The sequence below is a fragment of the Parahaliea mediterranea genome (assembly GCF_017255185.1).
Classification (GTDB): Bacteria; Pseudomonadota; Gammaproteobacteria; order Pseudomonadales; family Halieaceae; genus JAFKCZ01.
Genome location: NZ_JAFKCZ010000005.1, coordinates 303,715 through 316,778, shown reverse-complemented (window position 1 = coordinate 316,778; position 13,064 = coordinate 303,715). Strand labels below are relative to the sequence as shown.

Sequence of the window (13,064 nt, the reverse complement as noted above, 5' to 3'; positions counted from 1 at the left end):
CGGCCGGCCGCTACAACCACTTCAGCTTCTCGATCGGGTAGCCCAGGTAGAACTTGGGCCGCTCCAGCACGATGCGGGTCACCACCCGGCTGATGCCCAGCGCCTCGTTGCCGCTGAGCTCATCGCACAGGCGGTTGAGCTCGTTGACGTCGCTGCAGCAGGTGAAGGAGATATAATCGGTGTCGCCGCTCAGGCGCAGGCAATCCATGAATTCGGGCATGGTCTCGATGGCGGCCTCGAAGCGCCGGCGCGCGGGCAGGCTGTTGTCGCGCAGGGTGAACTCCACATAGGCGATCACGTGCTCGCAGATGCGGTCGAGGTCGACCTCGGTGTGGCAATTGAAGTAATACCCGGCGTCGCGCAGGGCCTTGGTGCGCTGGGAGCAGGCGGCCGGGGACAGGTTCACCAGTTCCGCCAGCTTGGCGTTGGTGATATCGGACTGCAGGTGGATAGTGGCCAGGATCTTGCGGTTGATCGCATCCAGTTTGACCGACTTCTTCTTGGCCATAACAAAAACTTCTTTCAATTCATAGCGCGTGACCCGAAGATTCTAAAGCACCGGCAGGGCAGTTCAATAACCCATTTTCCCGCCGCCTCGGCATAATTTCTCCCCTCACGCTCACCGCCTGGTACCCGCGATGGAGACAGAGGCCAACGAATTCGCCACCGAGCCGGTCCCGGACGCCAACACCGTCGGCTGGTTCCGGGTCGCCATGGTATCGGCAATGGTGGCTTTTTCCCTGCCCACCTTCCTCACCGGCCTGGAAGTGGCCGCGGTCTACTCCGCCGCCGATACCGCCAGCGTGCTGGTCGCCGGCGCCGCCATCCTCACCCTGCTGGGCTGCATTACCGGCGGCATCGGCGCCGCCACGCGCCTGAGCTCCTACATGCTCAATCGCATCGCCTTCGGCGAGCGCGGCGCGGCGCTGGTCAATCTCGCCTTCGCGGTGTCCCTGCTGGGCTGGTTCGGGGTCAATATCGATCTGTTCTCGGACGCAGTGTTGCGCCTGTCCCGGGACCTGTTCGCCCGGGACATCCCGGCCTGGCCAGTGGAGCTGTTCGCCGGGGCGCTGATGACGCTGACTACCTTCTTCGGCTTCCGCGCCATCAACCTGCTGTCCATCCTGCTGGTGCCGGTGCTGATGGTGGTCACCGTGCAGCTGATCGCGGGTTCCCTCGCCGTGGCTTCCCTCGACGAACTGATGGCGCGACCGGCCACGGCGCTCGCCGCCTACGGCAACGGGGTTTCAGCGGTGGTGGGCGGCGTTATCGTCGGCGCCGTCATCCTGCCCGACATCACCCGCTTCCTGCGCCACTGGCGCCACGCGATCTACGGGGTGGTGCTGTCCTACTTCTTCGTCACCATCGTGGTCATGGGCGCCGGCGCTATCGCCTCCACGGCGCTGGTGGACGACGACCTGCTGAATATCCTGGTCGCCCTGGGCATCGGCTGGGCCGCCTTCGCGGTGGTGATCTTCGGCAGCTGGGTGCTCAATTCCCTGAACCTCTACAGCACCATGCTCAGCGTGGAGTCCACCCTCCCCGCGCTGAACAACCGGGTACTGATCCTGGCCAGCGGCGCGCTGGGCACCGTGGCGGCCTTCTTCAACATCCTGGAGTACTTCCTGGACTTCCTGTTTTACCTGTCCATCGCCTTCGTGCCGGTTTCCGGGGTGATCGCGGTGGACTACTGCCTGTGCCGGCGCGAGGCCTACCACGGCGCGCGTATCCGGCAATTACAAGCGGCCCGCGTGAGCGCCATCAGCGCGTGGCTGGTGGGCGCGGCGGTGGCCCTGATGGGCTCCTGGGGCTGGTTCGCCCTGTCCAGCATCGCCGCCATCGACGCGGTGCTGGTGGCCAGCGCTGTGTACTACCTGTTGCAGCGGGCGCAGCGGGGCGCCCCGGTAAGTGGCAAGACAATCGAGGAGTGATGCGGTGAGAATTGGCATAGACGTCGGCGGCACGCATACCGACGCGGTACTACTGGACGGGGACCAGGTGGTTTCCGCGATCAAAACCCTGACCACGGCGGATGTCAGCGGCGGCGTGTTCAACGCCCTGGAACACCTGCTGGACGACAGCGCCGTGGAAACCGACCGTATCGAGGCGGTGATGCTGGGTACCACCCAGTTCACCAATGCGGTGGTCGAACGCCGGCAGCTGTCGGAGGTCGCCGCCATTCGCATCGGCCTGCCCTCCGGCCGCGGCCTGCCGCCGATGACCGGCTGGCCCGGGGATATCGCCGGCGAACTCGGCGGCCACGCCTACATGGTGCACGGCGGCACCCTGTACGATGGCCGCCCGCTGGCGGAACTGGACGCGGGCGAGATCGCCACCGTGGTCGCGGACATCCGCCGCAAGGGCCTGGATACCGTGGCGATCAGCGCCGCGTTCTCGCCGATGGCGGCGGCCCCGGAGCTGGCAGTGGCGGAGCAGCTGCGCGCAGCCCTGCCCGGGGTGAATATCACATGCTCGCACCAGATCGGCCGCCTCGGCCTGCTGGAGCGCGAAAACGCCGCCCTGCTGAACGCCTCCCTGCTGGCCTTTTCCGACCGCGTGGTGCGCTCCTTCAGCGAGGCCCTGGTCCGGCGCGGCCTGCGCTGCCCCTTCTACATCAGCCAGAACGACGGCACCCTGATGGATGCCGAATTCGTGCGCCAGTTCCCCGCCCTGACCTTTGCCTCCGGCCCCACCAACTCCCTGCGCGGGGCCAGCAAGCTGACCGGTCTCGAGGATGCCATCGTGGTCGACATCGGCGGCACCACCTCCGACATCGGCGTGCTGCAGGGCGGCTTCCCGCGGGAATCCAACGTGGTGATCGAGGTGGGCGGCGTGCGCACCAATTTCCGCATGCCCGACATCCTGGCCATCGGCCTCGGCGGCGGCAGCCTGGTGCGCGACGACGGCCACAGCATCGGCCCGCGCTCGGTGGGCCACAAGCTGGTCACCGAAGGCCTGGCCTTCGGCGGCTCGACCCTGACCGCCACCGACCTGCTGGTAGCCGCCGGCAAACTGGACCTGGGCGGCGACGCGCGCCCGGTCTCCCTGGCGCCGGCAGTGGTGGCCAACGGCCTCGCCACCATCGGGCGCATGCTCAACCAGGGCATCGAGCGCATGCTGCCCAGCAAGGACCGCCTGCCGGTGGTGCTGGTCGGCGGCGGCGCGGTGCTGGTGAGCGGCGAACTGGAGGCCGCGGCGCGCATCCTGCGCCCCGAGCACGCCGGCGTGGCCAATGCCATCGGCGCCGCCATTGCCCAGATCGGCGGCGAGGTGGAGCGCCTGGTGTCCTACAGCGAGGAGCCCCGGGAGGACGCCATCCGCCGCCTGTCGCGGGAAGCCCACGCCAATGCCGTGGCGGCGGGCGCCGACCCCGCCACGGTGCGGATCGCGGACATTGAGGAGACCACCATTTCCTACATGGCCGAGGGTTCCACCCGCCTGCGCCTGAAGGCGGTGGGCGACATTGCACGCATCAACAAAGGAGTGGCCGCATGATCAAGCTGGGCAGTGAATCCCTGGCCGACCTCTCAGCCGGGGCGGTATTTTTGGCCACCGGCGGCGGTGGCGACCCCTACGTGGCCCAGCTGGTAGCCGAGCAGGCCCTGGACACCTACGGCCCCGTGGACCTGATGGCGCCAGAGGAACTCGACGACGAGGCCTACGTGGTGGCCATCGGCGGCGTGGGCGCGCCCACCGTCAGCCTGGAGTTGCTGCCCTCCATCGACGAGGCCATCGCCACCCTCGACGCCTTCGAGCAGCGGGTTGGCCGGCGCATTGACGCCCTGGTGTCCTTCGAGATCGGCGGCGGCAACTCCCTAATCCCCATCGTGGCGGCCGCCGCCCGCGGCATCCCGGTGATCGACGGCGACGGCATGGGCCGGGCCCTGCCCGAAGCGCAGATGATGACCTACCCGATCTCCGGCGTGCTGCCCACCCCCGCCGTGGCCACCGACTACGAGGGCAAGGTCACCACCTTCGACACCACCGACATCCTCGCCTTCGAGCGGGACATCCGCCAGTGCGCCCTCAGTTCCGGCGGCATGATCACCTCCGCCGAACACCCCATGAGCGGGCGCCAGCTCAAGGCCGCCATCGTGCCCAACACGGTGAGCTTCTCCATCGCCCTGGGGCGGGTGTTGCGCGCCAACCGCGGCAATGCCCGGCAGATCTTCGAGCCCCTGGCGGCGCTGTTCCGCGATTCCATCTACGGCGGTTTGCACCATCTGTTTACCGGCAAGGTCGTCGACAGCAGCACCCGGATCATCGGCGGCTACGACATTGGCCAGGCCCACATACAGGCCTTTGACGACGAATCCCGGGTGCTCAATATCAGTATCAAGAACGAATACCTCACCGCCGAGCTGAACGGCCAGTTGCTGGCCTCGGTGCCGGACCTGATCACCATCGTCGACTACGAGACCTCCACCCCGATCAATGCCGAGCGCCTGCGCTTCGGCCAGCGGGTCACGGTGTTCGGCATTGGCTGCCCGGCCTTCTACCGCAGCGCCCGCGCGCTGGAGTTCGTCGCGCCGGGCTGTTTCGGTTTCGATTTCGACTACCGCCCCATAGAAGAGCTGGTGGCCACGCGCACGCCAGCCGCCTGAGCACGCAGCCCCATACAAGTTAATCCAAGAGGGACAAGCCATGAACCTACCCTATTCCAAAACCCTGCTGTCCGGCGCCGTGTTCAGCGCAACCCTGGCCACCCTGCCCGCCACCGCCGTGGCCCAGGGCCCCGCGCTGGAGGAAGTCGTGGTCACTGCCACCCGCAGGGACGCCTCGGTACAGGACGTGCCCTACAACATCAGCGCCCTGACCGGCAACGACCTCAACAAGGCGGGCATCAGTTCCGCGGCGGACCTGTTCCGCGTGACCACCGGGGTCAACTTCATCGAGCAGGGCCCGCGCAGCGGCGTGAACAACGCCAACCTCATCATCCGCGGCATCAACTCGGAAGTGCTGTCGCGCAACCAGGGCCCGATGCAAACCGCCCCGGTGGTCTCCACCTACATCAACGAAACGCCCCTGTTCGCCAACCTGCGCCTGCGCGATATCGAGCGGGTGGAAGTGTTGCGCGGGCCCCAGGGCACCCTGTACGGCTCCGGTTCCCTCGGCGGCTCGGTACGCTACATCTACAACAAGCCCGACCTCAGCGCCTTCTACGGCGAGCTCAGCGGCGGCGTGAGCCAAACCAAGAACGGCGACGGCATCAATTACGAGAGCGACCTGATGCTGAACCTGCCGGTCACCGACACCTTCGGCCTGCGCGCCAGCGTCGGCTACGCCGAGCAGGCCGGGTTTATCGACCAGGTGGCGCGCTACAGACGCCACCCCGACGGCTCGCCGGTGCTGGACAACGGCGCCACCGACCCGATCAACGACTCCGCCAATGTCTACGCCGGCCAGCCGGTGTTCGAACACGCCGAGGGGGTCAACGACGCCGAGACCGAAAGCTATCGCCTGGCAGCTGCCTGGCAGCCCAGCGACAGGATGGCCGCCCACCTGAGCTACCACCACCAGAGCGACGACGTGGGCGGCACGCAGATGAACTCCTACGCGATGTTTGGCGAGGACTCGCTGAAAAACGCCGCGCTGATCGCCGAGCCCTTCGAACGGGAGGTGGATGTGTTCGCCCTGGATGTCGACGTCGACATGGGCTTCGCCACTTTTACCGCCTCGGCCTCGCGCTACCAGTCCGAGGGCCAGGGCTCCCGCGATCTCACCGGGTTCTACGAGCTGTTCAGCTTCTGGGAAGCCTATTACGGCAACAGCCCGCGTCCGCTGATCGAGGACAAATCCGCCTTCGACGATGAAGGCGACGTGTTCGAGGCGCGCCTGGTATCCCAGGGGGACGGCCCCTTCAACTGGGTGGTGGGCGCGTTTTACATGGAGCAGGACACGGCGATGTCGGCCCGCCAGTACTACTACGGCTACGACGACTACGCCAATGCCTGTTTTATCGAGACCGGCACCTTCGGCGGCAACCCCTGCGGCCTGGGCACCCTGTTCGGCTTGCAGGATTCCAACGGCCCGGTGCCCATCGTCAAGGACGAGGCCTACCTGGTGGACCAGAACAACACCTTCGAGGACCGCGCCCTGTTCGGCGAGCTGACCTGGCACATCACCGAGCAGTGGCAGGTGACCGGCGGCGTGCGCTACTACGACCAGACCTTCGAGACCACCCAGGTGGGCGGCCTGGAGTTCGTGCCCGGCGGCATCGCCGCGCGCAGCCTCGACACCGAGGACTCGGACTCGCTGTTCAAGTTCAACAGTTCCTACTACCTCAACGACGACACCAACCTCTACGTGGTGTGGTCGGAAGGCTTCCGCCGCGGCGGCGCCAACGGCCTGCCCAACGAGGCCTTCGGCGCGGCGATCAACAACAAGGCCTTCCTCTACGAGCCCGACACCACCGAGAACCTGGAAGTCGGCGTCAAGGGCAGCCTGGCGGGGCGCTACCGCTACTCCCTGGCGCTGTACGACATCGACTGGGACAACATGCAGTCCAACCTGTCCTGCACCGGGCTCGGGCTGCTGTGCGTGGTGAACGTCGGCGAGGCCCAGTCCCGCGGCGTGGAGGCGGAGTTCAGCGGCCACCTCAGCGACAACCTGGAAATTCGCACTAGCTACACTTACAACGACACCGAGCTGAAGTCCCTGTCCCCCACCCTGCTGGAGTTCATCGCCGACGGCACGTCCTTTGTCGCGGTGGAGCCCGGCGTCGCCCTGCCCGGCGCCAGCGAGCACACCCTGTACCTGGGCGCCAACTACTTCCAGGACCTGGCCAACGGCTGGGAGCTGGTCTACGGTGTCAACGCCTCCTACCGCAGCGATGCCGAATCCAGCCTGGAAACCTCCAAGGTCACCCTGGACGGCTTCTGGCTGGTCAACGCCGGCCTCAACCTGAACGCCGACCAGTGGAGCCTGCGCGCCTTCGTCAACAATGTCGCCGACGAGCGCGGACTCACCGCCGCCGACTCCGCGGAGCTCTGGGGTCCCCGGGCCAACGCCATTGTCAGCACGCCCCGGACCTTCGGCCTGAGCGCCCGCTTCCATTTCTGAGGCGCGGCGCGCACGGAACAAGGGCCGGGCTGAACTACAGCCCGGCCCTTTTTCGTTGTAATGAACAACCCACACCCCGCGGCCATTCACGCCCCACACCCTGTAGGGTCGAATTCATTCGACCAAAAAGCGACGCAATACATGGCGCCCCACAGGGAATAAACCCGAGCCCTGTAGGGTCGAATTCATTCGACCAAAAAAACGACGCATGCATAGCGCCCCACAGGGGATAAACCCGAACCCTGTAGGGTCGAATTCATTCGACCAAAAAGCGACGCAATGCATGGCGCCCCACAGGGGATAAACCCGAACCCTGTAGGGTCGAATTCATTCGACCAAAAAGCGACGCATGCATAGCGCCCCACAGGGAATAAACCCGAACCCTGCAGGGTCGAATTCATTCGACCAAAAAGCGACGCAATGCATCGCGCCCCACAGGGAATAAACCCGAACCCTGTAGGGTCGAATTCATTCGACCAAGGCGCAATGCATGGCCCCCCAAGGCGGGAGATACCCTTCCCCCTGCCGCATCGAGAGCCCGCCCTTTGCGGGCGGCGGAATACCCGAGTATTGCGCGGGGTTTTATACTCGACTAAAATAGTCAGGTATGAACAGACTCAATCGGGATCCCTCGCCTTCGGGCGCCGACCAGCCATGCGATTAACCACCCGCGGCCGCTACGCCGTCACCTCCATGCTCGACCTGGCGCTGCACGAAGGGCAGGGCCCCATTCCCCTGGCCGGCATTTCCGCGCGCCAGGATATCTCCCTGTCCTACCTCGAGCAGCTGTTCTCGCAGCTGCGCCGGGGCGGGCTGGTGCGCAGCGTGCGCGGCCCCGGCGGCGGCTACCACCTGGGCAAGTCCGCCGGGGAGATCAGCGTCGCCGAGGTGATCGAGGCGGTGAACGAGAGCACCGACGCCACCCGCTGTCACGGCAAGGGCGACTGCCAGAAGGGCAGCACCTGCCTCACCCACCACCTGTGGATGAACCTCAGCGACCAGATCCACGACTTCCTGTTGGGCATCTCCCTGTCCGACCTGGTGGAGCGCCGGGAAATCCGGGACATCGCCCGGCAGCAGGAGGAGCGCACCGCGCCCGCCGACACGATCAAGGCGGACCTCATCACCGATTTGGAACAGGCCTAGCCCCCGCCGCCCGGGGCCGCCCAGTCAACTTACAGGTCACACACTATGTCGCAGCAACAGATCGATCGCGCCATTTCCAAGGAATACGCCGCGGGCTTCACCACCGACATCGAGTCGGATACGCTCCCGCCGGGGCTGGACGAAGACGTCATCCGCGGGATTTCGCAGCGCAAGAACGAGCCGGAATGGCTGCTGGAATGGCGCCTGGAAGCCTACCGCGGCTGGCTGGAGATGCAGGAGCCCAGCTGGGCCCACGTCAATTACCCGCCGGTGAAGTTCGACGAAATTTCCTACTTTTCCGCGCCCAAGGGCCTCAAGGACCGGCCCAAGAGCCTGGACGAGGTGGACCCGGAGCTGCTGGAAACCTACAACAAGCTGGGCATTCCCCTGCACGAGCAGGAGGCCCTGGCCGGCGTGGCGGTGGACGCGGTGTTCGACTCGGTCTCCGTCACCACCACTTTCCGCGAGAAACTGGCCGAGGCCGGGGTCATCTTCTGCCCCATCTCCGAGGCGGTGCAGGAGTACCCGGAGCTGGTGCGCAAATACCTCGGCAGCGTGGTGCCGCGCAAGGACAACTTCTACGCCGCGCTGAACAGCGCGGTCTACACCGACGGCTCCTTCGTCTATATTCCCAAGGGCGTGCGCTGTCCCATGGAGCTGTCCACCTACTTCCGCATTAACGAACAGAACACCGGCCAGTTCGAGCGCACCCTGATCATCGCCGACGAGGGCAGCCACGTCAGCTACCTCGAGGGCTGCACCGCGCCGATGCGCGACGAGAACCAGCTGCACGCCGCGGTGGTGGAACTGGTGGCCCTGGACGGCGCCGAGATCAAGTACTCCACGGTACAGAACTGGTACCCCGGCGACGCCGAGGGCAAGGGCGGCATCTACAACTTCGTCACCAAGCGCGGGGTGGCCCACCGCGACGCCAAGATTTCCTGGACCCAGGTGGAGACCGGCTCGGCCATCACCTGGAAGTACCCCAGCTGCATCCTGCGCGGCGACAACGCCGTGGGCGAGTTCTACTCGGTGGCGCTGACCAACAACGCCCAGCAGGCGGACACCGGCACCAAGATGATTCACCTGGGCAAGAACACCCGCTCCACCATCATTTCCAAGGGCATCTCCGCGGGCAAGAGCTCCAACGCCTACCGCGGCCTGGTGCGCATGAGCCCGCGGGCCGACGGCGCCCGCAACTACACCCAGTGCGACTCGCTGCTGATCGGCGACCAGTGCGCGGCCCACACCTTCCCCTACATCGAGAGCCGCAACCCCGGCGCGGTGGTGGAACACGAGGCCACCACCTCCAAGGTGAGCGACGACCAGCTCTACCTGTGCCAGCAGCGCGGCCTGGACCCGGAAAAGGCGGTGTCGATGATCGTGAACGGCTTCTGCAAGGAAGTGTTCCGCGAGCTGCCGATGGAATTCGCCATGGAAGCGGGCAAGTTACTCGAAGTGAGCCTCGAGGGCTCGGTAGGTTAGGCCTGCTCACACTATTTGAAGAGAGACAGACATGCTGAAGATCGACAACCTCCACGCCCGCGTGGAAGACAAGGACATCCTCAAGGGCCTCAACCTCGCCGTGCAACCCGGCGAGGTGCACGCCATCATGGGCCCCAACGGCTCCGGCAAGAGCACCCTGGGCCACGTGCTGGCCGGGCGCCCCGGCTACCAGGTGACCGCCGGCACCGCCACCCTGCTGGGGCAGGACCTGCTGGCCCTGGAAACCGAGGAGCGCGCCCACCTGGGCCTGTTCCTGGCCTTCCAGTACCCGGTGGAAATTCCCGGGGTGAGCAACATGGAATTCCTCAAGGCGGCGGTGGACGCGGTGCGCGAGGCCCGCGGCCTTGAAGCCATCGACAGCGTGGGCTTCATGAAGAAGGCCCGCGAGATCTGCAAACAGGTGGACCTGGACCAGAGCTTCCTCAAGCGCGGCGTCAACGAGGGCTTCTCCGGCGGCGAGAAGAAACGCAACGAGCTGATGCAGATGATGCTGCTGGAACCCAAGCTGTGCATCCTCGACGAGACCGACTCGGGCCTGGACATCGACGCCCTGCAAGTGGTGGCCAAGGGCGTCAACGCCATGCGCGACGCCGGGCGCTCCTTCGTGCTGGTGACCCACTACCAGCGCCTGCTCAACTACATCGAGCCCGACCACGTGCACGTGCTGGCCGGCGGGCGCATCGTCAAGTCCGGCGACAAGTCCCTGGCCCTGGAACTGGAAGAGAAAGGCTACGCCTGGCTGGAGGACGCGGCCTGATGAGCGACTTCATGCAACAGCCCCAGGAGGCCGCGGCGAAAACCGCGCCGCCGTGGCTGGCGGACATCCACGCCCGCGGCCAGGCCGTGTGGCAGGGCAGCCCCATGCCCACGCGCAAGACCGAGGACTGGAAGTACACCAACCTGCAGCCGCTGCAGCAGAAATTCATCGCCCCGCTGAGCGGCAGCGCGCCGCAACTGTCCAATGTCAGCTACCCGGACCTGCCGGGCAGCCTGCTGGTGTTCACCGACGGCGGCTACCGCGAGGATTTGTCCCGTCTGGAACTGCCCGAAGGCGCCCGCCTGCTGCGCTTCGCCGAGGCGGATAGCGACCAGGCCGAGGCCATTCGCGAGCACCTGGGCCGCGCGGTCAACACCGGCCGCCACCTGTTCGCCTCCCTCAACGAGGCCACCCTGGCCGACGGGGTGTTCCTGCAGGTGGACCCCGGCGCGGTGATCGAGCAGCCCATCCACCTGGTGTGGCTCACCAGCGGCCAGGTGGACGCCCTGAGCGTAACCCAGCGCCTGCTGGTACGGATGGGCGCCAACAGCCAGGCCACCGTGGTCGAGAGCTTCGCCAACACCGCCACCGGCGGCACCGCCTTCACCAACGGCATCAGCGAACTGCTGCTGGCCGACGGCGCGCGCCTGGACCACTGCCGCCTGCACCTGGAACAGGGCGAGGCGGTACACATCGGCGGCGTGCACGCGACGCTGGCGGCCAACGCCACCCTGAACGGTTTCCACCTGGCCCTGGGCAGCCGCCTCAAGCGCATCGACCTGGTGGTGGAACACCGCGGCCAGGGCGCCCACTGCGAGCTGAACGGTATCTACCTGCCCCGCGGCGAGGAGCAGGTGGACTACCACACCTGTATCGAGCACGCGGTGCCGCACTGCACCAGCAACGAGACCTTCCGCGGCATCATCGGCGACTCCGCCAGCGCGATTTTCAACGGCCGTATCCACATCCACCCGCAGGCGCAAAAGACCCGGGCGGAACTGTCCAACAAGAACCTGCTGACCAGCCACCAGGCGGAGGTCAACACCAAGCCGGAGCTGGAGATCTACGCCGACGACGTGCAGTGCGCCCACGGCGCCACGGTGGCGCAGATGGACCCGGCCACCCTGCACTACCTGCGCACCCGCGGCGTGCCCCGGGACGAGGCCGAGGTCATGCTCAGCTACGGCTTCATCAACGAGCTGGTGGAGAGCGTGCACTGCGCGGCGGTGCACGATTTCCTCAAGCCGATGCTGGCGCGGCGCTTCGCCCGCAACCCCAAACTCACCCGGCACATCCTGGAAGACGGCGATGAGTAGCATGGCTCCCGCAACACGCCCGGCCTTTGATGCCCAGGCGATCCGCGCCGACTTCCCCATCCTGCATCAGGAGGTGAATGGGCACCCGCTGGTCTACCTGGACAACGCCGCCACCACGCAAAAGCCGGAGCAGGTGATCGAGGCGATCGCCAACTACTACCGCCGCGACAACGCCAATGTACACCGCGGCGCCCACGCCCTGTCGGACCGCGCCACCGCGGCCTTCGAACAGGCCCGGGAGACCGTGGCGCGCTTTATCAACAGCCCCGCCGCGCACCAGTTGATCTGGGTGCGCGGCACCACCGAGGCGGTGAACCTGGTGGCCCACAGCTGGGGCCGGGAGAACCTGGGGCCGGGCGATCGCGTGCTGGTGCCCTACCTGGAGCACCATGCGAACATCGTGCCCTGGCAACTGGTGTGCGGCGCCACCGGCGCGGAGGTGGTGCCGGTGCCGATCACCGAGGCCGGCGATATCGACTTGGCCGCCTTCGAGACGCTGCTGGACGAGCGCGTCAAGATGGTCGCGGTGAACCACGTATCCAACGCTCTCGGCACCGTGAACCCGGTTGCGGAAATCATCGACAAGGCCCACGCCGTGGGCGCCCGGGTGCTGCTGGACGGCGCCCAGGCCATCGCCCACTTCCCGGTGGACGTGGCGGCCCTGGACTGTGACTTCTACGCCTTTTCCGGCCACAAGCTGTTCGGGCCCACCGGTATCGGCGGCCTCTGGGGCAAGGAGGAGCTGCTGGAGGCCATGCCGCCCTTTTTGGGCGGCGGCGAGATGATCGAGACCGTCAGCTTCGCCGGCACCACCTTCAATAGCCTGCCCTTTAAATTCGAGGCCGGCACCCCCAATATCTGTGGAGCCATCGGCCTGGCCGCCGCCATCGACTATTTGCGCGGGGTCGACATGGCCGCCGCCGCGACCCACGAGCTGGCCCTGCTGGAGCGCTCGATCGAACTGGCCAGCGAGGTGGACGGCCTGCGCCGCATCGGCAGCCCGGCGCGCTCCATCGGCATCTTCAGCTTCGTGCTCGACGGGGTGCACCCCTCGGACCTGGGCATGCTGCTGGACCAGCAAGGTGTCGCGGTGCGCACCGGCCACCACTGCGCCCAGCCGTTGATGGACTTCTACAGTGTGCCCGGCACGGTGCGCGCCTCCTACGCCCTGTACAACACGGCGGAGGAAGTGGAGCGGCTGTTCGAGGGTATCCACAAAGCGAAGCGGCTTTTTACATAGAGTGATTTCACCGATCTCCCGATCGGTGAAATCATCG

General features: G+C 66.4%; 10 protein-coding genes. 9 read left to right on the top strand and 1 reads right to left on the bottom strand.

Going from position 1 to position 13,064, the window contains the following annotated elements; all coding sequences use genetic code 11:
- Nucleotides 1-10: 10 nt before the first annotated feature.
- The gene (locus JYP50_RS08250; protein WP_206560020.1) at nt 11-508 is read right to left on the bottom strand and encodes an Lrp/AsnC family transcriptional regulator; all 498 of its coding nucleotides are present in this window, start codon (nt 506-508) and stop codon (nt 11-13) included.
- A gap of 130 nt (nt 509-638) precedes the next feature.
- Here JYP50_RS08250 and JYP50_RS08245 point away from each other — a divergent pair, with 130 nt between their 5' ends.
- The 9 genes from JYP50_RS08245 to JYP50_RS08205 all read left to right on the top strand — a co-directional run bounded on the left by JYP50_RS08245 (nt 639) and on the right by JYP50_RS08205 (nt 13,027).
- Nucleotides 639-1,931, top strand: coding sequence for a cytosine permease (locus JYP50_RS08245; protein WP_206560019.1), 1,293 nt, complete (start codon nt 639-641; stop codon nt 1,929-1,931).
- Nucleotides 1,932-1,935: 4 nt separating this feature from the next.
- Nucleotides 1,936-3,495, top strand: coding sequence for a hydantoinase/oxoprolinase N-terminal domain-containing protein (locus JYP50_RS08240; protein WP_206560018.1), 1,560 nt, complete (start codon nt 1,936-1,938; stop codon nt 3,493-3,495).
- Nucleotides 3,492-4,604, top strand: a complete 1,113-nt coding sequence (locus tag JYP50_RS08235) for a DUF917 domain-containing protein (protein WP_206560017.1) — start codon at nt 3,492-3,494, stop codon at nt 4,602-4,604. The genes JYP50_RS08240 and JYP50_RS08235 overlap by 4 nt, the downstream gene beginning before the upstream one ends.
- Before the next feature lie 40 nt (nt 4,605-4,644).
- A complete protein-coding gene (locus JYP50_RS08230; protein ID WP_206560016.1) occupies nt 4,645-7,062 on the top strand; it encodes a TonB-dependent receptor in 2,418 nt (805 codons plus the stop codon).
- A 654-nt stretch (nt 7,063-7,716) separates the two neighbouring features.
- Nucleotides 7,717-8,208: an Rrf2 family transcriptional regulator gene (locus JYP50_RS08225; protein ID WP_206560015.1), complete on the top strand. Its 492-nt coding sequence runs from the start codon at nt 7,717-7,719 to the stop codon at nt 8,206-8,208.
- Nucleotides 8,209-8,253: 45 nt separating this feature from the next.
- Nucleotides 8,254-9,693: a Fe-S cluster assembly protein SufB gene (gene sufB, locus JYP50_RS08220; protein ID WP_206560014.1), complete on the top strand. Its 1,440-nt coding sequence runs from the start codon at nt 8,254-8,256 to the stop codon at nt 9,691-9,693.
- Nucleotides 9,694-9,724: 31 nt separating this feature from the next.
- Nucleotides 9,725-10,471 (top strand): Fe-S cluster assembly ATPase SufC, encoded by a 747-nt coding sequence (gene sufC / locus JYP50_RS08215; protein WP_206560013.1) that lies wholly within the window; start codon nt 9,725-9,727, stop codon nt 10,469-10,471.
- The gene (gene sufD / locus JYP50_RS08210) at nt 10,471-11,787 is read left to right on the top strand and encodes a Fe-S cluster assembly protein SufD (protein ID WP_206560012.1); all 1,317 of its coding nucleotides are present in this window, start codon (nt 10,471-10,473) and stop codon (nt 11,785-11,787) included. The genes sufC and sufD overlap by 1 nt, the downstream gene beginning before the upstream one ends.
- Nucleotides 11,780-13,027 carry an aminotransferase class V-fold PLP-dependent enzyme gene (locus tag JYP50_RS08205; RefSeq protein WP_277602442.1) on the top strand — a complete coding sequence of 416 codons (1,248 nt, stop codon included), beginning with the start codon at nt 11,780-11,782 and terminating at the stop codon, nt 13,025-13,027. Before sufD ends, JYP50_RS08205 begins: the two co-directional genes overlap by 8 nt.
- The last annotated feature ends 37 nt before the right edge of the window (nt 13,028-13,064 follow it).

Excerpts from the sequence above, each read along its gene's own strand:
- JYP50_RS08250 (WP_206560020.1), bottom strand. The coding sequence starts at position 508 with ATGGCCAAGAAGAAGTCGGTCAAACTGGATGCGATCAACCGCAAGATC.
- JYP50_RS08205 (WP_277602442.1), top strand. The coding sequence starts at position 11,780 with ATGAGTAGCATGGCTCCCGCAACACGCCCGGCCTTTGATGCCCAGGCG.
- sufB (WP_206560014.1), top strand. The coding sequence starts at position 8,254 with ATGTCGCAGCAACAGATCGATCGCGCCATTTCCAAGGAATACGCCGCG.
- JYP50_RS08230 (WP_206560016.1), top strand. The coding sequence starts at position 4,645 with ATGAACCTACCCTATTCCAAAACCCTGCTGTCCGGCGCCGTGTTCAGC.
- sufC (WP_206560013.1), top strand. The coding sequence starts at position 9,725 with ATGCTGAAGATCGACAACCTCCACGCCCGCGTGGAAGACAAGGACATC.
- JYP50_RS08235 (WP_206560017.1), top strand. The coding sequence starts at position 3,492 with ATGATCAAGCTGGGCAGTGAATCCCTGGCCGACCTCTCAGCCGGGGCG.
- sufD (WP_206560012.1), top strand. The coding sequence starts at position 10,471 with ATGAGCGACTTCATGCAACAGCCCCAGGAGGCCGCGGCGAAAACCGCG.
- JYP50_RS08245 (WP_206560019.1), top strand. The coding sequence starts at position 639 with ATGGAGACAGAGGCCAACGAATTCGCCACCGAGCCGGTCCCGGACGCC.
- JYP50_RS08225 (WP_206560015.1), top strand. The coding sequence starts at position 7,717 with ATGCGATTAACCACCCGCGGCCGCTACGCCGTCACCTCCATGCTCGAC.